Below are 20,361 nucleotides of genomic sequence, written 5' to 3' on the forward strand. Positions count from 1 at the left end.
CATGACAACTACCACTAAAGACATTATGGTTTCCGCGGCCGCCTTCGCCGGTGCGATGCTGGGCTATTATTATGCCAAACAGCAAAATAAGGAAGTGGTCCCCTACCTGCTCACCGGACAACTGGCGGGCCTTGCCTCCGCTAAAATAATTTTATCGAATTACTCAAAATAGAATCGAGATGTTGACAGGACTTGCCGGATTAGGATTGTATGCGATTGGAAAAACCTTCCAGGCCATGAGCGATAATAAGGACGACTTTGACATTTATGAAGGCCTTCCCAAAATATCTGATCAGCGAGCCAAAAAGCTTTTTGGAGAAGCCGGCGAACCATTGGAAGGACTGGCGGGCTTGATGGGCCTGGGAAAAACCGCCAGTGTGCGGGAGATTATCACGCAGATGATCATCGAAAAAATTGAAAGCACGAAAGAGCTGCCCTGGAGAAAAGCCTGGACCTCGATCAAGACGCATTACCTGACTTCGGAAGGAAAACCGGTCAGTCTGGTACCCATGAATTTTGACAGCAAACAAGCCTATAAAGGCATGAATTTCTTTATGCTGTATTTTTTCAATCGCCGGGCAATTCCTTACTATCTCACCTTTAAGCAAATTGAAAAGCGGGGCGGAAATCTCAAAAAAGGCGCTAAAAGCGAAGTGGTGATTTACTATTCCTCCATGTACAAAGACAAGGATGGAAATACCCTTAGCCGCCGCCAATATCAGGCGGATCCGGAGGCAGAGGAGATACGCTTTCTGAAATATTATCGGGTGTTCAATCTGGAAGATACAGAAGGCATTGATCACGGTCTGGTGCCGGCTCCCACGCAAAGCTTTGTCGGTGATGACATTCAAAGCGCAAATAAGATCATCTCCTACATGCCTAAGCGTCCGGAGATTTTCCATAAGGGTTTGGATCAGGCATTTTATTCACCGGATCAAGATACGGTCACCATGCCTTTCTTCGATCAATTTCCCCAAAAGCAGGAATACTATTCGGTGCTTTTCCATGAGTTGGTCCATTCTACCAAGCACCAAAACCGGCTGGACGATAAAAAAAGAGGCGGCAAGCGATTTGGCGACCCACATTATGCAGCAGAAGAATTGATTGCTGAAATGGGAGCGGCCTATTTGTGCGGAGAGGCCGGCATATTGATGTTTACCCGAAACAATACCGCCGCTTACATCCAGAATTGGAAGAAGGCGATTCTGAAAGAACTGAAGGAGGATAATAAGTGGATCCTGGCGACCACCGCCAAGGCGCAAAAGGCAGTGGATTTTATTCTTAAAAAAGGACCTTATCAAGCTTTCCATCCGGTAAACAGAGACGGAAAAGCCGTGACCAAACAAGACAAATCGGAATCAGGTGCAGAGGAAAAGGAAGCGAAGGCCTTGGTTAAAGAAAGAAAAGCGTTGCTTCAAAAATTGAAATCCGCCGGTATTCAGGTTTCCAGAGGTGAGGATATTTGCAGTCTTCGGAAGAAGGCCAAGGAGTATGATCTACAACTGCCCGAGCTGGAGCGCAGCACCAATACCCTGGCGCAATTCGGTTTTAAAACTTATCGAAAAGGAGATGATCAATACCTTCAGTTCAGAAGCGAGCTCAATGCAAAAGCCTTAGAAAGATTGACTCGTCAGCTGAATTTAGTTCAGCAAGAGGAACGTACTTTTTATGTGAATCTCAATACGGATAAAGGTCGAAAAGCCATCCTGGAAGCGATTCGATTTATACAGCGAGAGGTGAAAGCCAAACGACCGGTATTCAAAAATGAGCGATCAAAAGTAGCGCCCCAGGGCTTAGGGAAAATGCTGCAGGACTTACGAGCCTTAATGCTTCGCCAAAAAAAGGCAGGATGGGTGCATCGGGCCAGGGGATTCTCGGCGAAGTCAAAAACTTATCACCTTACTTTTAACACCATCAGCAAAGCTGAAAAAGCAATCCTGGAAAAAATTGATAACGGGAAGTTTTCGGCCTTTCAAGGCAAACAGATTTTCGAAGGTCCGATGAATCATTCCGGGATTACCGTTTTGTTGGGTTTAATGAAGAAAAGGCCGGAACCCGCAAAATCCAAAAGCACTTCCAAACGAAAGCCAAGCGCTCCGAAGAAGGGTGCCAAAGATCGGAAAACCACCGGGAAAAAATCCGGAGGATATGAGGTTAGAAGTATCCCCACTTTCAAAATTAAAACGGATGAAAAACGATTCCAGAATCGGTTTGATGCCGTCTCCAACGAATCGCATCGACGATTGATGAAAGCCTATAATAAAGGAGATTTCGAGTGGTCAAAATTTGATCCCATCATCATCTGGATGGACCCCAAAGCAAAGCAATACTTCGTATTATCGGGACATACCCGACTAGGCTTTTTCAAAAGAGTAGGACAGTACGACCGACAATTTGAAAAAATTCCCGCGAAGATATTTAAGGGGACTGAGCAAAGCGCTATAGAATTAGCCCTCAATTCCAACACCCTTTCCAGCAAGGAAACAGATATTGAGCGGGCCATGTATTATGCCGCCTTGAGAAAGAAAGGGGAGTCGCCTGCGGAAGTTTCCCGAAAAATCAGGGAGGCAGAAGGAAAAAATGCCAATACCATTCATAACCTGTCATATCTGGCCCCGAAGGGATTCATCATTGGTGCCATTGCGAGTACTGCCGGAAAAGACCCAGCCACCCAAAATAATCTGATGACCATTGCGAACTGGACCGGAGAAGCCAAAAGAAAGTACCCGGCCCTAAGTCAACAAAATGAAAATCAGATCGCAAAATGGCTGATGGAAAAAGGTTATGGCAATCGGAAAGGGCAGTTTTCTTCCAAAACAAAATTCCTGGAATACCTGAGCCGCTTTAATGAATTCGGAAGCTTTCCGGAGGTGATCAACCTGAGCAAATTGGTGACTAAAAACCCAGCGGAAATGGAATGGGAGACTCAAAAAGCAGACATCGAGAAGGAACTGAAGTCGACTGAAAAAGTATACAGGGAGAAATCTACGGCTTTCTATGCCGCCGCGAATCAGGGAAGAATTACCAGGGAAAAAGCGGATGAAATGATAAAGCCCTATCTGGATGCGGTGGGCCGGTTAAAAGCGAAACTAGCAGATCATAGTGCAAAAAAAGGGCAGGCCCGAAAATCCGGATCAGCACAGGCCAGCCTCTTTGGAACCAAAAAGAAATAAGATGAAGACCTTAAAAGACTACCAGAAAGCATTGAAGAAAGCCCGGAAGAAAGGGGACGAAACCGAAGCAGAAATACTGCAGGCAGAAATCGAGCTTAAATTCTCTTCCCAAAAATCATCTGAATCCCTGAGTGGTTTTGCGCCCATCAATGCCAAAGCACCCATCAAAGTGGAAACCATAAATTTGGATGGCTACCTGGGACCCTGGCTCGGTCCGATCTCCAATTTCGAAACGGGAATATTAATCCGCGGTGATAAGGGAGCCGGCAAAACCCGACTGCTTTTCCAAATGATGAATGCCTTTGTCAATGCCGGGAAATCCGTTTGCTTTTTCACACTGGAAATGGACCAGTATCATACGGTGATCAAAAACTATATGAACGATTACATTCAGGGCGCCAACCGACCGGAAATCATGGTAGCCTCCGAAGTCGGTGGAATGGAAGGGATTCACCGGGCCGCCCAACATTTCGATGTAGTTGCGGTAGACTCCTGGAACAAAATTCCCAACCTCAAACAAACCGATTTCAACGATGCCCGCAAGAAAAACCAGAATACGGTCTTCCTGGCCATCTTTCAATCAACCACCGGAAGGGCCACAAGGGGAGGGAATATGCCAGAATTTGACTGCGATGTCGTGGTACACGTCCATGAAGGTGGAATCGCGAAATTTGAGAAAAATCGCTTTTCTCCAGGACTCCTAGATTATGATGTATTCCGGCAAAGGATGCTGCAATCAGGGAAATGAATGATTCGATAAATTTTAATACTTAACCCACTTAAATTTAACGACTTACAATTCAATAATTATAAAAATTTATAGTATCTTCACTCCAAATTCTATTTAAAAATCTATTTTCGGGAGCCCCTTCAACTGATTGATGGGGCATTTTTTTTATATATAAACCAGCAGTCTTGCCCTATTTTTTGACGAGCACTTGATTACCCGTACTGCTTAAGTCGAAATATCGGCTTGTACTTTTAGATGCTTAAGCTAGGAAGATAAGCGATGATTTGGCAAATTTGAGAGATCAGATTTTTGGACGAATGAATATCATAGCAATCATCAACCACAAAGGCGGGGTAGGAAAAACCACCATCGCTGTAAATTTAGCCGCCGAACTAGCCGCCTTAAACCAAAAGGTCCTACTGGTGGATTTCGACGCCCAGGCTAACGCCACCATGAATTTTGATGTGGAGATAAACGAGACTGTTTATTCGGCAATCAAAAACGATCAGGCACTTCCGGCTTATCCGATAAACGATAATCTATTCCTAAGTCCTGCAGAGCTCGGATTAGCAGCGCTCCCTTCTATGTATGTGGGGAAGGTGAATCAATACACCAAACTCAAAAAAGCGCTAAAAAAAGGGAATGATTACGATTATGTAATTATCGACTGCGCTCCTTCCCTGGAGTGGGCAACGATTAATGCGGTGATGGCTGCCACTCATGTGTTGATTCCTTCTCAGGCAGAGGTTCAGAGTATTCAAGGGGTTGGGCAGGTTTTGAATATGATTGAAGAAGCCAACGAAGATAGTGAACACGTGGAAGTGCTAGGGATTATGGTTTCCAATTTTGACAAAACCACCAAGGCACATCAAATGGGATTGGAGCACCTTCAGGAAGAATACAGTGGACAAGTTCTGGAAAGTAAAATCAGAAGTACAACGACGGTGAAGCAAGCTTATATGATGTTGAATACACTGCGCGACTTTGCACCAGCCGCTGCTGTAACCGAAGATTTCAAAAATTTAGCGAAGGAAATTCATGGCAAAGTTACAGCTTAAGAAAAGTAGAAACGCGATTCAGAAAGAGGAAGGTTTAAGAACTTCCATGACTGAGGTCTTGGCCGAGGTTAAAACAGAGAAAACTAAGATTACGATCATAGAGGAGCTGAAGGAATTTATCCCCCCACTAAAGGAGGATGAATATCAGCAACTGAAAAGAAATATTGCCGAAGAAGGCGTGAAGGACCCTTTAGTGTTTTGGGATAGGGGAGAAGACCTGGTGTTAATTGATGGTCACAACCGTTACAGCATTATACAGGACCTTCAACTGACGGAATACCCTAAAGAGACCCGACAGTATGCCGACATCGAGGCGGTAAAAGACTGGATGATTAATCACCAGTTAGGCCGCCGAAACCTGACACCACAACAAGCGAGCTACCTGCGTGGACTGCTTTATGAGCGGATGAAAAAGAAGGTAGGGGCGCCAGAAGGATCGGCGAATGCCGCAAAAATTAATGCCGAAAATTTTTCGGCATTAAATGAAGCCGCTCGAACCTCCGAGGTAATAGCCGAAAAACACGGGGTTTCCGCCCGAACCGTGGAAAAAGATGCTAATTACGCTAAAGGATTAGAGATGCTGCCGAAAGAACAACGGCAGGCGATTTTGAAAGGAGAGCAGAAGGCCTCGAAAGCCGTAGTGGAGAAGATTGGAGCGGGAAAGGCCGAGCCAACCGTGCTGGAAAAGAAGGTAGCGACTAAGGAGCTGACGGATTTTGAAGTACAGAAAAAGAAGGTAATTGCAATGCTACGAAAGCTCGAAGAAGGTGGGGATTATGAAGCGGTGAGAGAGGCTGTAGGAGAATTATTGAAGGGGAACTAACTCGCAAATTATAACCGAAAGACTCCTTCCTGCTTAATGAAAAGAAAATATATTAACGGACCTGGATTTAAGCCAGATCTTTTTTTTCATCCCTCCATTTCGCAATACTCACCCGGCTAACACCCGTAAGTCGATGGATTGCTGTAACTGACTTACCGGATTCCAAATGGGCCATCACACTGTCGTACTGATGGTGCTTCCGGATGTTTTTCGAGCCAGGCTTCCTGCCTTTGAATTTCCCTTCCACCTTGGCCAGGGCAATACCCGCAAGGGTCTTCTCTTTGATTACCTCCCGTTCAAATTCCGCAAACTCAGCCAGCACCCCGATGATCATACGGGTAGCAGGTGTTAAAGACCAGCGATCATTGAAACATACCAAGCCTTGGTTTTTAATAATCACCTGCACTTTCCTACGACCAAACCAGTTGATCGCCTTTTTCACATCTTCTGCCTTTCGACCGAAGCGATCCAGGCGAGTAACCTCCAACTCCGAAATCTTACCCGCTTCAATAGCCCGGATTAATTTCTTAACGGCCGGCCGTTCAAAAAACGGGATGGTGCCGGAGCACTTATCGATGAATTCTTTGCCATCTCCTTTTTGGATGGCGATGTTCTGACCTTCGGTAGATACTCGGATGTAAATTGCCTTCATTTTGAAAAAATTTGAACGGGTAGGGTAGTGATATTCGGTAAAGATCAAAAAAAATCAGAATACCAGCAAGTTATGGTATTCTGATTTTGGATAGGGGTAGGGTATAGCTTTAATCTTTCCAATTAAAAATGTTTAATCCTTTGGGGTCTTCAAACATGTCGGGATATAGTAAATACTTACCTTTATTTGGAACATCAAATTCAATTGCTTTTTTAAATCCAAATAACTTTCTAGGAGATTTAATTATTTGATAGTTAGCATGTTTAATTAGTATTTTACACCCATCTTTCTTTGACTTAAAGTCTTTAAAAGATCTCATAATTAGGTAATTACTATTAACTACTACCTCAACTACAACTTTATTTGTTGTTAAGTGGTCAAAAATAGTACTGTAGACAGCAACACACAATATTAATAGAGGTATTGATTTTAATATTAGCTTAAAATTAAAGCTCAGTCCATCCCCAAACATTGTGGCTAATACAGCAATAAATGCTATGACATAAAGCCCTCCCAATAGGGCTGTGACTTTTGTTGACATATCCTTTTCTATCCATACGTAAAATTCATTTTTTATAAACATTTCATTTTAAACTTTCTAATCCATTAATAAAGTTATCAAAATCATCACCAATTAATATTTCACCGACTATTATTTCTCCTTGTGGTGGAAAAAATTTATCAATAGCACCAGCGTTTGACAACGTTCCTTCATATAATCCCGCGTAATGAAAAAATAAAGACCCTTTTTCCAATCTACTCGCCGTCCCTGCAACTGTATTTTTTACACTCTCCGAAAAACCAGGATCTGTAATAGAAACAAACAATGTTATTGCATCATTCGTTATTCCTAATGTTTTTTGAGCTATACCTCTATCATCTCCTAACCTTTTATCTATCGCTTTCCCAATTAAACCACCTGAATTAGTGGGCAAATCCCTTGCCTCATAACTATAGTCAGAAGTTTCATTATAAGCAACGTACATTTTTCTCATTGCAGCCATACCCCTTACTCCTCCATCTACAATTAAAAAACCTCCCACTCCAGCGGATGCAGTGCTAAAACCAGCCGCAACTTCAAAACCAGCACCAATTAACCCCAAAGCACCCTCTCCAAAAGCCACCCAATCCCTAAATCCATCTGGATCTATATAAAGATTGGGAATATTACTCATAGAAATAAATGGACTTGAATGCTGTCTTTCAGAATCTACGGAAATCCACCTACCTATGACAGGATCATAAAGTCGTGCTTCAAAAACATTATAACCTATCTCTTGGGTTTCATCTTCAGAAAATTCTCCCTGATAACCGTAACGGTAATTTGCATTGGTATATCGATTCATCCTTAAACCGAAAGGGTAATAGTCACTATACCCAATCGCCAAAGCTTGTTGTTCATCATCTCGCCTTATTATGGTTCTTACGTTCCCCAAATGATCTTTTAGCTCATAACTTTCATTGTACTGGATAAAATCTTCTGGATAACCGTCTATTTGTTTTTCCACAAATATAGTGCCTAACCTAGCTGCTCCATAAATAGGGATCTCTGCTAATTCAGGAGATTTTTCTTCAAAAACCACTTGCTCCTGAAGCAGTAGGCTTCTATGATAGATTGCCAATACCTTTCCTGAAGCATCTCTGACATAGTAAGTCTCTTCTGAAGGCTCTCCAACTAAATTAAATGATGTTTTCTTGCTTCTTTGCCCAATTGCATTGTAATCGTATTTCCACTGAAGCATACCATCCTCATTTAAAATTTTCGACACCATCCCTTCATTATTATACTCTAATTGCATCACCTCTCCCAAAATATCCGCCCAAACAAGTTGCCCGATATTGTTATAACGATATTCCGCATATTGCATTTCATTTGTCCAAACCTGCCAAAGTTTATTGGTCCCCTCGTGGTAATTGTAATCGAAAATATGATCATAAATATACTCGGTATTACCGTTCACGTCTTTCTTCTCAGTTTGTAATATTTTCCCTTCATCATCTTTTCGTTCCAATATTTCAATATTGCCATTGTCATCATAAACATATTCTGTCGCTAATGCGTCATTTGGATCATGAATGTATTCGTTATTTTCAACTGTTCCGTATTTGGCGCGATGTAATTGCCCTCTCTCATCGTATTCATATCCATAGGCCATCGTAATAAAACCATCGGTCTGCGCAGGCCCTGTTCTCCAAAGTCCAGCAGCTATTTGTCCGTCATATTTAGGTTCAATATTTTTAGTGAAAATTAACTCTGTCCCCTTACCGTCCTGGCTATAATAATCAAGCTGCAAGGCAAACTCTTTCCGGTCTTCATATTGATGTGGATCATTAATCGCTTTCAATCGACCATCAATAGTGTAAATGTAATCCAAATATTGAAGTGCAATAACCGAATCACTGTCATTCTTTCTAGGAGATAATGCCAACTGTTTTAATGGTCCATGCTTATAATAACTGTACTCTGCTTGCAGGTATTGTGGCAACCGCAACAGCATGGAATTCAACGGTTTTTTAGTACGTTGATTTAAAAATTCTTCCGGTCCAGCAAATACCTTTTTCAAACGAGAGTCTGCATCATATTGGAAATAATGATAAAATGCATCCTCTCCATCGTGTTGGTAAGCAATTTGAACAATCTCATCCCTACCTCCATAAGTATAACTAGTAGCTTTCAGGGGTAACCCCGGAATCTCCTCAGCCATCCAGGTCACCCTATCGCGGTCATCATAACTATGGTTTAAATATGCACAACCACCGTTCTATAATTTGGACTAATGGAATATTATTGCTTTATAAATCGGATCGTACCTGATGAAGTCTTTATTAAGTACATGCCTGAACTTAACGATCCAATATCTAACCAAGCATGATCTTTTCGGAATTCAACAGATTTAATAATTCGTCCGTCGAGGCTTAAAATATGAAGCAACTTATCCTCATGTAAACCTTCTATGAATAATTTTTCTGTAGCAGGAACCGGATATACTTTCAAACCACTTGAAATTTCATTTGCCAGCACCCTTGAGAAAACGGCCTTAACCTTCACATCAGCCGTGATATTTTCTAAAGTGTAAATAGATGGATAGCCTACGGATTCTTCATTGATAAATACCTCCAATAACTCCGCACCTTCCATCGGAATAAAAGCCAGGTCATGACTTTCCCCATGATATGCACTGTTGATAAATGGGCTGACCTCTCCATGTCCTTCGATATCTATTTCTATATTATACTGGTCGCGGTTAACAGAAATAATGAAATGACTGTTTTCAGTCATACTTAAAGGGCCCCACTTCGATTCTGTTTTTTTACCACTAATGGTTAAACTCGCGATCTGATATCCCTCTATTGTACCTACGCTATACATTAATTTTACACCTCGAATGTACTTTCCCACAACAGGAGACAAGGTCACTCCTTCGGTTAATTCAGCAGTAATTTCAACCGGATTGTCCCATTGATGCACAGGGCGCCCATAAAAAGGATCGTTCACATCCTGTTCAATCTGCCAGATCGTTTCAAAATTCCAGGCATCTCCCTCAAAGGAGGTTGTTTCTTTGAATTCTTTTGTAGATAATGCACTTGCTCCTTTAGCCGTTTCACTATTGGCAAGGTCTTGATCAAAATAATTCTGTTCAGGTATTGTAAAAATAGGAGAACTCGCAGCAAATGGATCAAATTCTCCTTCTCCTATATGCATACTTGCAGAGTAGTTGCCAATCAATCTAGAAGAATTCATTCCCTCTCCCAAAAAGCCTCCTACACGTTTTTCGCCTGAAACTTCCGCTTTTGCATAACTGTATTGAATGTCATAATCTTGAATGCGCCCCATTAGTCCTCCGACTTTTGAATTACCGTGCACACGCCCAGTAACCGAACAGGCAATAGCTTTTTTATTGTATGCCGTACCTGCCAATATACCCACATTATTCAAACCCACTACTGTTGCATTTCTCAGGTGAAGATTGTAGATGTCTCCGATAAGCCCCCCAAAAAAAGCGACATCATTTTCCAAAGGTCTATTGATATAAAGATTGGTAATCTGATGACCCTGCCCATTGAATTGTCCTCTAAAATTCAGTGGCTTAAACCCTTTACCCTGATTCCAATTTGCCGTCTCTGAGGCATCAATATCATTCATTAAAACGTAGGATTTATCTTGTAGCATGCTCACATAACTCATAATTTCCAAATGTTCAAGTTTGGTAATCTGGTAAGGATCCATACCACTACCGCTACCTTTAACATCAAACTCTGCATCATCAAAAATAAAATGCGCAAAAAGCTGAATAGGTGTTTCGTCAATTACTTCAAAGCTGTAGTTCGGATCGGTAGAAAGGGTGTCTTCCCCTGATTGCCAATGAGAAAAGCGATAACCTTTTTGCCCTTCAACGGTTAGTTCAGCAATATCGCCAATATTGTATCCCTTATTACCAGATTTGGACTTTTCTGCTTCAGTAGGTAGAAAATGTATATCGATTGACTTATCATAAATCAACGAATGCAAATAAGGTCTTGGATGCTCATCAATTTCATCTAACTGTCGAATTTCCCACACATTGTCAAAATCGAAATAAGGGAATCGACTTTCATTAGCAAAGGCCTCTGTAGACATTCCATATTCACCTGCGTCGATAATCTCATAAGCATTAGGATCAAGAACATCCAGGTCAAATTGAAGCCCAACCCCTGAATTGTTATTTTGGGCATCATCTTTACCTATTACTCCGCCATATTTATTATATATAGATGTACTACTAAAAGTGCATCCGCCCATGGCATAGGATAAACTTACCGCCCCTTCATTATGTGCCACTAACCCCCCATAAAGTCTATCGTTGTTCGATAGTATTAAATCTACTTTAGAAAAACAATTGGTGATTGTTCCACTACCTTTATTTTGACCAACAAGCCCACCCAAATTAGTATTCGACTGCAAAGTGCCAATAGCGGATGACTGGACAATTTGTCCATAATTTTGGCCAACTAGCATACCAGTATAGTTGCTAGAATTCGTTGCATTAAAGGAAATGTTTCCCGAAACATGGCAATTCTCAATCACCCCTCCATTACTTCTCACAAATAACCCACTACTCGTTCCCTTAGCTGATAAATTGTCAAATATTATATTACTGATAGACCCATTGTTATCGGAAAATAAGGAAAATTCATCTGATAAATCTACATTCTTTATTTTGAAATAGTTTCCATTAAATCGTGAATCTGAATTCAAAAAGACCGGTTTGAATTTCCCTCCATCAGGTCTTGTTTTTGTTACTGCTCCATCGATGTCATTAATGAGTTCATAGTGATTTTTTGCCAAGTTAATATTGTAAGCAATTTGTTCAAACTGTTCAAAGGAGGCGATCTGAAAAGGATGCTCCAAGCTACCGTCTCCACCTTCGAAGCCATAGTCTTCTTCAAGCCAAATATCCACCCTCAAGTTCATTCCTCGGGTAATGGGAATCTTTGCCGGGTTTTCGAAGTAATCTACATTATTTACAGATATATGTGAAAATTTAGTGCCTGCCCCCAATTGAAGGGACACAACGGCTGTGTCTCCATATCGATACTTTTGATCGAAACCTTCGGATGCCAAACACATACTTTTCAAATACATCTTCATCCATTGATACCCACGATACACGGAAAATTCAAAGGGCCTATAAAACGCCGAAGGAATTGGAATTACCCCATCTGACATAAAATCCGGGTATTCAACAAAATGATGATACGAATTAAAGTTGTCACCAAAGTTGTCGGTAGAGGCAAATTGTGTTTTAGTTAATAAAGTGCAATTATTAGCGTTAATATTTTGATTTGCCTGTTCCGAATTTGCATAGTTTTCGTACGAACGGTATAGTTCACCTTGCCCTACTAACATTCCTATTGATTCATCCGCAATTAGAGTACCCATATTGATATTCCTTGATACGAGCAACTGATCAACTTCAGATTTCCCAAATAATCCACCAACCAACTCGTTGGCCGAGATAAACCCATAGTTTTGGCAATATCCAACCTCTGCTCTATCTCCAATAACTTGCCCAGAAATTCCTCCTACATGAGAATTCCCTTCCACTTCTGCAACATTAAATAAACGGCTAAGTTCTATTGTCCAGCTCAAAGATTTTACTCGCCCAAAAAGTCCCCCTACATGGTTACGCCCTTTTACAGAGCCCGTGACCACTACGTCAGTGAAATCTGGACCATTCCGGGTATTGGCTCCTATCAATGCACCCGTATAATCCCTACCAATAACCTCAACATCTTCGAATACTAATTCACTTATATTCGCCGATCCATGAGCGATAAAGCCAACACTATCCTCTTCAGGTCGATTAATATATAGGTTCTTAACTTTGAAGAATTGCCCCTCAATACTTCCTTTAAAGCCCTGAATCATTGGGAAACCTTGACCATCATACCAATCTTTTGTTTCAGTAGCATCAATATCTGATACAAACTTATAGGTATTGTTTAATCTTCTATCTTCCTCTACCTCTGAGTCATTCCCAATAGCCATCCATAAGAGGTGTGATAATTTACTGACCTCATAGGTATAATTATTGATCTTTGGTGGTTTTTCTGCTTGAGGTTGTGCCATGGCTATTTGGCTGAAGAACAAAAAAATAGCCACAAAAAAATAAGGCTTCCGCATATGGAGTATAGGTTAATGTAAAATTTAAATATTTGTCAATAATTTATAAATATAGGGGATTATATGTTTAGTGTGAATGTGTTTTATAAATAATAATCGAAATTTTACGCCCTAATATTATATCAAGATAAATTGAGTTACCTCCAGATCATTTAACGACAAGGAATAAAGCTCCCCCCGAATCCTGAACAACTGATCGCGCTGTTTTAAATTAATATTTCTTTTGCCTGAAACATCTGAGGCCCTTTCAATTCCTTTGATGAGTAATGTCAAGGGTGGGGCTGTGTTGCGCCTGCGGCAGCCCCACTTGCTTGCCCTTGACACTGCTCAGCACAAGGAATTACCTTTGCGTCTGATGTTGTCGGGCATTGCTGCTTTTCATATACGTCTGCAGGACGAAGCTCTCCGATAGAGCTATGTCTTCTCCGTTGATTGTAATAATTAAAATATTCGATTAATCCAATATGAAGATCAAGGCCGGTGTCATAGGCATTGAGGTAAATATCTTCATATTTTACCGTCCTCCAAAGCCTTTCTACAAAAATATTATCCAAAGCCCGTCCCTTTCCATCCATACTTATTTTGATATCCTTTGATTTTAAATACCCAGTAAATTCATGACTGGTAAACTGAGCCCCCTGGTCAGTATTTACGATTTGTGGTACTCCATGAGTGTTAATACACTCTTTGATGGTTTCCACGCACCAGTCCGCATCCATAGTATTTGATACCGACCAGCCCACAACATATCTGCTATAAACATCTATTACTGCCATTAAATACATAAAGCCCTTAGCCATGGGAATGTAGGTGATGTCAGTCTCCCAAACCTGATTAACTTCTTCAATTTTCATCCCCTTAAGTAAATAGGGGTAGATATAATGCTCTTTATTAGGTTTTGAAGTGTGCGGTCCGGGAGCCACGGCCTTTAAGCCCATGACTTTATATAATCGTTCTATTCGCTTTTTATTTACTGAATATCCAAGGTCATTTATCAGATAGGAGGTCATGGAAGGGACTCCTTTGAAAGGCCTTCTGGTGTATTCTTCATCTATCTGTCGCATGAGTTCAAGATTCAATGAGGTCTCACCCTTAGGCTTGTAATAATAAGTTGATCGGGAGATGTCTAATAATTCACACTGTTCTGAAATGCTCAGGGAAACATGCTCCTCATTGATCAGGACTTTTCTTTGATTCCTGTTCTTTACTTCAATGAGGCTTCCTTTAAAAAATCGACCTGAACTTGAAGTTGTCCTATTTTGGAATAGAGCTGCTGCTTTTCACTTTCATGGGATGCCTCCAACTTTGAGGCCTTACTTTCCTTTTCGAAAACGGAAGAAGCCCCTGAAAGAAATTCCTTTTTCCAGTTTTTAATTTGCTGAACGGAGATTTCGTATTTCTGGCTCAGCTCCGGTAAAGTTTGAATCTCTTTAATGGCATCAATTGCCACTTTGGCTTTAAAATCGGCGGAAAATTTTCTTCGTGTTTTCATATTCTGCAAGTTACAATTTATGCGATATATGCTGTCCGATTATTGGGGGTAACTTTAATTGCCGGATGGTCATCAAGAAAAGTGAAGATGCGGAAAAGGAACCTGTGATTTTCCTTCTGACAAATCTATCTAAAAACGCATATAAAGTAGCTGAGGACTATCGGAAGCGATGGCAAATTGAGACATGTTTCAGACATTTGAAGACCAATGGTTTTGACCTTGAAAAAATGAATGTTCAGGGAGCAGATAGATGCCGGTTAATGATGGCTATTGTCGTTTTTGCATATTCGGTATCCATAGCTCATGGGTTGAAAAAGTACAAAAGTGTTAGTCTGAAAACTTATGCCAATGGTAAAAGGTACAGATCCATTTCCGTTTTTCGAAAAGGAGTCGAATGCATCGCAGAAGCTGATTACAGAATAGAAAATTGGGGCGAGTATATCCTGATTCACTTCTTAAGCCATGATCGGAAAATTTGCCCCAAATCAATAAATGTCTAGTTGTATGAGCTAGGGGTACTTTTTATGATTTTACAAAATAGTACATGATGCTCCTCTCCCCTTCAATAACTATTTATCTTAATTTCAAATAAATGAGCCCTATTAATCAACTCAATTATTAAACTTCGTTTACTTAGGGTCTGCTTAAAAAGGTCTCTTTATTTTTCTTGAAATTTGGTTTACCAATTCCAGCTTCGATGATTGATGTAACTAATGCCCATAAATCATATTTATAAATATTAAAAAACAGGTCAAAAAAGATTCCTTTCATGAATCTTTCAAGGTTAGCAATAAAGAAGATGGCACCAATCCAAGAATTTGTGGTGTCTGATCTTCGTGCCTTAATATTATTCAATCCATACCCCCTTTTAGTTTGTCCAAATTTTCCTTCTACATGACTCCTCAATTTTTGATGGATAACCTTATTCTCTTCCCGCTCTTTAATTTTTTCAGGATCTTTAGGAGGAGCTCCAAGAGGTGAGCCGACGAAAGTTATATCATTTTGATCATAAACTTCTCTAGCATTTCGATTTCCATAAATTTTGTCTCCAACAATTCCATTTAGCTTAGTGTGAGGGTGCCGTAGTTTATGTGCTTCAATATGCTTTTTGATAATCTCCTCTTCCCCTTCATAGTATGCTTCAAAATCATGATGGTCAATATAAGAATAGCCTTGGTCAATAGATATTGATATTTTAGCTCCAAATTCAACATTCGCTCCAGACTTCCCTCTTATGATGGGGCGAATATGTGGTTGATATAAGTTTACAATACGGAAACCAACCGTATTTTTCTTCTCTTCAATCATTTCCATTTGTTGGCGATACACTTCTTGAATAACATACAATAGCTTCAAAAAACGCTTATTCAAAGGAATACCTACCTTAATTTGGTCTAATAGACGATGAATATGCCCTATATTTCGATGAAGATACTGTAGTTGTTTTCGATTTGCAGCCCTCCAAAAATCGGCGCCTTTCTTCTTTTTTCTTGTCAACGCTAGAAATTCTTTTTGGGCTTTTTGTCGATAGCTTCTAGGTTTCTTAGCATCTGTTTTAACAAATTCCCATAATATATCGATGATTTTTTCTGATTCAATGCGAGCCTTATTGATCAAAGCCAGGTCGGTCGGATAAGGAATTTCTTGCACCGCTACAGTAGCATCAACTGAAATCGAGTTTTCAATTTCAGGCTTCTTATATTTTGTATCACTTTCTACATTTTTTTCATCACGAAGTTCGCTTTGCTCATCAATACTAACGTCATGACTCTGGAGTAAGTGACTTAAATCATTAAAGTCTTTTATGGTCAAACGCTTTCTAATTGTCGGAAATAATGAAGAATCGAATACCTGATCATGTTGAAATTTATGCAATCCAACAAAGTATTGTAGATATGGACTTTCTTTGATTTGTTCAATTGTTTCTCTATCAGACAACTTATATTTGTGTTTGATAATCAAGGCTCCAATCACTAAACGCGCTGGTTTAGGTCTAGCTCCTTTGTCGAAGGACATGTTCCGTTCATAGATCCTTTTTAATTGACTCCAAGGAATTTCTTTGGCCATAATAATCCATCTATTATTGGGATTAAGGCCACCCAAATACGGGTCCATAAAATCAGAAATCTCAAGTTGATCAGGGGAATGCTTAATCATAGTGCAAGCTAAAAAAGTAGGAAAGGAGCCCTGGGGCTATTTAAAGGACAATTTACAAAATTTCCCCTTGCACTAAAAGAGATTTAATGTGATTTAATAAGTTGATCTTCAGTCGTTTTTAGATAATTCGAACTATTTCAGCAGACCCTACTTACAATTTGGTCGTGTATCCTTAATTTTGTCTCGGCTTTTTCCTTTTTCGATCCTGAGATATCCGGAAAAGTGGTAAAGGTTTTAGATGGAGACACTATAATCATCCTGGATAAGGATAAAAAGCAACATAGAATTCGATTTTACGGTGTTGATGCTCCGGAAAAGGCGCAAGCGTTCGGTCAAAAATCAAAAAAGGCCGTGTCTAATTTAATTGCAGGAAAGGAGGTTATGGTGATAGTAGTAGGGCAAGATAAATATGAAAGATTGATCGGAAAGGTACATTTAGAAAGTGTTTATGTTAATGCCTGGCTAGTGGGTGAAGGGTTAGCCTGGCATTATAAACGATACGCGCCAGAAGACCAATTGCTTGCTGATCTTCATGAGCAGGCTAAGAGTGAAAAGAAAGGCCTTTGGAGTTTCGGCGTCGAAAATAATTTTTAAAGTGTGCTCCGCTATCTTTTTAGATGGCAGTAACATGTACTCGATTAGGCAAAGCTTAATTTTTAAGTTTTATTGCTTCCACCTCCTTTTTAAACTTCTCTATGTTCTTTAGCTCTAGTTCATGCATATTCTCAATTTTTATTGTTCCTTGCCCCAATTTTTTAAGGGTTAAAAACTCATTAAAATCCATTAATGATATTCCACTCTTTCGTAACAGAATGAAATCATCTATTTCTTTATTTGAAAACCCAGGTGACTTTGGAGGATTATTTAAAGAAATCAAAATCCCTTTAATGTTTGGATTTAGAACTTTTATTGAATTAAAATAGGCCTCATATTTTTTATTTATAGTATACTTTTTTCTGATTTTTTCTATTGTATTGGAGTAAATTAAAACAGACTCGGTATCTTCATTTCTTATTGCTTCTGTCATTAACTCCGAAAGAACAAAACATGTGGTATTAATATCAGTCTGATTAATTGTCTGAGCAATTGAAGTAGAAATACCTACTACTGTAAGGATAAATATTAGAGTGAATTTTTTCATATTAAATTAGTTTACCCGTCCTGGTCCTTTTTGTGGCCCCTTTATTTTTTGGGTTTCTTTTTGGGAACCCTCAAAATTTGGAAAGTCATCTTTACTGTTTATTGTACTTATGATTAGAAAAGTACCTAAGACCATGGCTATAATACCTGGAGATGCAGTTAAAATTCTAGCAGTGATACCAATTCCTTCCAAGTTCAGACTGCTTTGTTTCTTTAAAGTATAAAATGCTACTCCTGTTCCTAAGAACATTATAGCAAATCCTGAGAATAACCCCACTGAACGTTTTATCATGCTAAGATGCATTTGATAAGCATATACTTTATATTCTAGGTTCAGGTCTGCTTCATTTTCGAATACCCCATCTTTAAACCAATTGATGTTAATAATTAAAAACAAACCAATTGCTATTAAAACTAAACTGCTAGCAATAGTTAAAAACCATGGTATATATTTCTCCCAATTCGTTTGTTCTCTCATAATTTAAAATTTTCCTAACGTTTAAGTAAAATTCATTATAATATCCATTGTATAAAATGAAAGGATCATGTACTTTTCTATGAGGGATCTGAGGGGGGATTTACCTAGCTGACTGAACTAATCACTTTTTTATTGCGACAAAACTACTATCGAATATGGACCAATACCCACTCTACCACTAAACGGCATATTGTCTCTTCCATCAAAATTTGCTTCTGTGTGATGAGTCGAATGATTTCCAAAATCGGAACTATATCCATTCCAGTCACTATTGAATCTTACCTTCCATAAACCGGCTTGTGGAAATCCTATGGTATAATTTTCGTATGATTCTATACCGAAATTTGCGACGATTACTACATCGTCACCAAGACCTCCCCTGTACCAACGATGGTAAGCAATTACCTTGTTGGTATTGTTCAAATGATAAACATTGATGTTATTGCCTTGGAGTCCTTTGGTAACTCCATGCAAATTCCTTCTCAGTTTTATCAGATCCTTATGTAGATCGACAATTCCTTTAAATGTTTGCTTTTTACTCCAATCAATTTCTTTATTATCTCTCCATGAACCCCATTCATAGAACTCGTCTCCTTGAAATACCATGGGGATACCAGGCGCCGTGAATAAGACCCCCGCGGCTAATGTGCTCCTTTTTCTAGCATACCATGAGTCAGCATTCGAAAACCAAATCCTTTCTGGTAAGCGGTACTTCACTCGGTTAAACATGGCACCACACTCATCATGGTTATTTATATAAATCATGTTTTTTGTCAAGTCTCCGCCATGCATGTAGGTAAGTGCATTTCGTACTTCATGCATGTTTCGATCGGCATCATTACTTGTAGTAATATTTTTATCAATAGCATGAAAAAAGAAACTGTTCCATTGGCAATCAAAACCTGCTCCACCTTCTCCCGTGGTTTTTGTTATCCAATCGTTATTTTGAAGATCTTCTGCTATGCTGATCTTCCACGAAGCGTGTGCTTTAATTTCGTCATTCAGCCATTGTAACAAACTCCAGCCTTCTCCAATTGATCCGTACTCTCCTTCATTTCCATCAGCATTTCTAATATTTACCGTTGAGTCAAATCGAAATCCATCTATTCGGTATTCCTCTGCCCACATGAGTACATTGTCTCTTATGTATGATCGAACCTGACCTCTACCATAATCAGGTCTTGAGCCAAATTTCGTATTGCTCTTCCAGTCATGATAGAAATAAATTCCGTCATGATTGTCATGCATTTTCCACCCATCAAAACGACGAATACTTTTGTCAAGTTCACCTGGTCCAAAATGATTAAAAACCAGATCTAATATTATAGCGATCCCGCGCTTATGTGACTCCTTAACTAAATTTTTAAACAAATTTGGGCCACCATAAGCACTTTCGATGTCGAAGGGGAATGCTGTATTATAGCCCCAGGAATTTTTACCAGGAAAACCGAAAATTGGAAGTAATAAAATTGCGTTAAAGCCCATTTCAACAATATGATCGAGCTTTTGCAAAAAATAATCAAAATTACCAGGCTGATTATCAGATCGATGAAAAGATGCTATATGTAATTCATAGACAACTAATTCATTCCATGGGGCTGTAATATAATTGTCGTTCCCCCAGTCAAAACCATCTTCTACAACTTCGGTATTCCAATTTGTGTTGTCATGTATTAATTTTCCTCTTGGGTCTGATTTCCATATTTTATCAGGTAGTGACGGATTCGTTATAAGGTATTTATATTGACTCCCTACTTTTGCTTCGAAAATATCTTTGGACCAAATTCCATCTCCTTCATTTACTAATTCAATGGGGTTTTGACCCCAATTCGTAAAATCACCAACCACTTCCACATTTGATGCGAATGGTGCCCAAACCCTGAACGTGACACCTGTTTGTCCATTTTCCGTGAACGGAATTGAACCCATTCCTGGTTTTGTTGAAGCTATCATATTTTAAAATAATTAACCTGTATTAAATGATGGGTGAGCGA

General features: G+C 39.6%; 17 protein-coding genes. 7 read left to right on the forward strand and 10 right to left on the reverse strand.

Annotated elements, in window-relative coordinates; genetic code table 11:
• Position 1: 1 nt before the first annotated feature.
• From AAA970_RS26525 to AAA970_RS26545, 5 genes are all read left to right on the forward strand, one after another.
• A complete protein-coding gene (locus AAA970_RS26525; protein ID WP_338239956.1) occupies positions 2-172 on the forward strand; it encodes a hypothetical protein in 171 nt (56 codons plus the stop codon).
• 7 nt (positions 173-179) lie between these two features.
• Positions 180-3,173 carry a zincin-like metallopeptidase domain-containing protein gene (locus AAA970_RS26530; protein WP_338239958.1) on the forward strand — a complete coding sequence of 998 codons (2,994 nt, stop codon included), beginning with the start codon at positions 180-182 and terminating at the stop codon, positions 3,171-3,173.
• 1 nt (position 3,174) lies between these two features.
• Entirely contained in the window at positions 3,175-3,921 is a 747-nt protein-coding gene (locus tag AAA970_RS26535) for a hypothetical protein (protein WP_338239959.1), read from the forward strand.
• Between the two features lie 299 nt (positions 3,922-4,220).
• A complete protein-coding gene (locus AAA970_RS26540; RefSeq protein WP_338239961.1) occupies positions 4,221-4,961 on the forward strand; it encodes a ParA family protein in 741 nt (246 codons plus the stop codon).
• Positions 4,942-5,784: a hypothetical protein gene (locus tag AAA970_RS26545; RefSeq protein ID WP_338239963.1), complete on the forward strand. Its 843-nt coding sequence runs from the start codon at positions 4,942-4,944 to the stop codon at positions 5,782-5,784. Before AAA970_RS26540 ends, AAA970_RS26545 begins: the two co-directional genes overlap by 20 nt.
• Positions 5,785-5,851: 67 nt before the next feature.
• Here AAA970_RS26545 and AAA970_RS26550 read toward each other — a convergent pair whose 3' ends face one another.
• From AAA970_RS26550 to AAA970_RS26575, 6 genes are all read right to left on the reverse strand, one after another.
• The gene (locus AAA970_RS26550) at positions 5,852-6,436 is read right to left on the reverse strand and encodes a recombinase family protein (protein WP_338239964.1); all 585 of its coding nucleotides are present in this window, start codon (positions 6,434-6,436) and stop codon (positions 5,852-5,854) included.
• A 109-nt stretch (positions 6,437-6,545) separates the two neighbouring features.
• Positions 6,546-7,019 carry a hypothetical protein gene (locus AAA970_RS26555; RefSeq protein WP_338239966.1) on the reverse strand — a complete coding sequence of 158 codons (474 nt, stop codon included), beginning with the start codon at positions 7,017-7,019 and terminating at the stop codon, positions 6,546-6,548.
• Position 7,020: 1 nt separating this feature from the next.
• Complete coding sequence (locus AAA970_RS26560; RefSeq protein WP_338239967.1) at positions 7,021-9,141, reverse strand: RHS repeat domain-containing protein; 2,121 nt, start codon at positions 9,139-9,141, stop codon at positions 7,021-7,023.
• 80 nt (positions 9,142-9,221) lie between these two features.
• Complete coding sequence (locus tag AAA970_RS26565; RefSeq protein WP_338239968.1) at positions 9,222-13,100, reverse strand: T9SS type A sorting domain-containing protein; 3,879 nt, start codon at positions 13,098-13,100, stop codon at positions 9,222-9,224.
• Positions 13,101-13,369: 269 nt separating this feature from the next.
• Positions 13,370-14,314, reverse strand: a complete 945-nt coding sequence (locus AAA970_RS26570) for an IS3 family transposase (RefSeq protein ID WP_338239999.1) — start codon at positions 14,312-14,314, stop codon at positions 13,370-13,372.
• Positions 14,305-14,592 carry a transposase gene (locus AAA970_RS26575; RefSeq protein WP_338239969.1) on the reverse strand — a complete coding sequence of 96 codons (288 nt, stop codon included), beginning with the start codon at positions 14,590-14,592 and terminating at the stop codon, positions 14,305-14,307. The genes AAA970_RS26570 and AAA970_RS26575 overlap by 10 nt, the downstream gene beginning before the upstream one ends.
• A 65-nt stretch (positions 14,593-14,657) precedes the next feature.
• Between AAA970_RS26575 and AAA970_RS26580 the strand changes: the two genes are divergently transcribed.
• Positions 14,658-15,092: a transposase gene (locus AAA970_RS26580; RefSeq protein WP_338239970.1), complete on the forward strand. Its 435-nt coding sequence runs from the start codon at positions 14,658-14,660 to the stop codon at positions 15,090-15,092.
• 133 nt (positions 15,093-15,225) lie between these two features.
• Here AAA970_RS26580 and AAA970_RS26585 read toward each other — a convergent pair whose 3' ends face one another.
• Positions 15,226-16,749, reverse strand: coding sequence for an IS5 family transposase (locus tag AAA970_RS26585; protein ID WP_338236803.1), 1,524 nt, complete (start codon positions 16,747-16,749; stop codon positions 15,226-15,228).
• A 222-nt stretch (positions 16,750-16,971) separates the two neighbouring features.
• Here AAA970_RS26585 and AAA970_RS26590 point away from each other — a divergent pair, with 222 nt between their 5' ends.
• Positions 16,972-17,343: a thermonuclease family protein gene (locus AAA970_RS26590; protein ID WP_338239972.1), complete on the forward strand. Its 372-nt coding sequence runs from the start codon at positions 16,972-16,974 to the stop codon at positions 17,341-17,343.
• Positions 17,344-17,398: 55 nt separating this feature from the next.
• Here AAA970_RS26590 and AAA970_RS26595 read toward each other — a convergent pair whose 3' ends face one another.
• From AAA970_RS26595 to AAA970_RS26605, 3 genes are all read right to left on the reverse strand, one after another.
• Positions 17,399-17,890 (reverse strand): hypothetical protein, encoded by a 492-nt coding sequence (locus tag AAA970_RS26595; RefSeq protein WP_338239974.1) that lies wholly within the window; start codon positions 17,888-17,890, stop codon positions 17,399-17,401.
• Between the two features lie 6 nt (positions 17,891-17,896).
• Positions 17,897-18,367: a hypothetical protein gene (locus AAA970_RS26600; RefSeq protein WP_338239975.1), complete on the reverse strand. Its 471-nt coding sequence runs from the start codon at positions 18,365-18,367 to the stop codon at positions 17,897-17,899.
• Positions 18,368-18,496: 129 nt separating this feature from the next.
• On the reverse strand, positions 18,497-20,320 hold the full coding sequence (locus AAA970_RS26605) for an alpha-amylase family glycosyl hydrolase (protein ID WP_338239976.1): 1,824 nt from the start codon (positions 20,318-20,320) through the stop codon (positions 18,497-18,499).
• Positions 20,321-20,361 lie beyond the last annotated feature (41 nt).

The sequence above is a fragment of the Persicobacter diffluens genome, assembly GCF_036244895.1.
Lineage (GTDB): Bacteria > Bacteroidota > Bacteroidia > Cytophagales > Cyclobacteriaceae > Persicobacter > Persicobacter diffluens.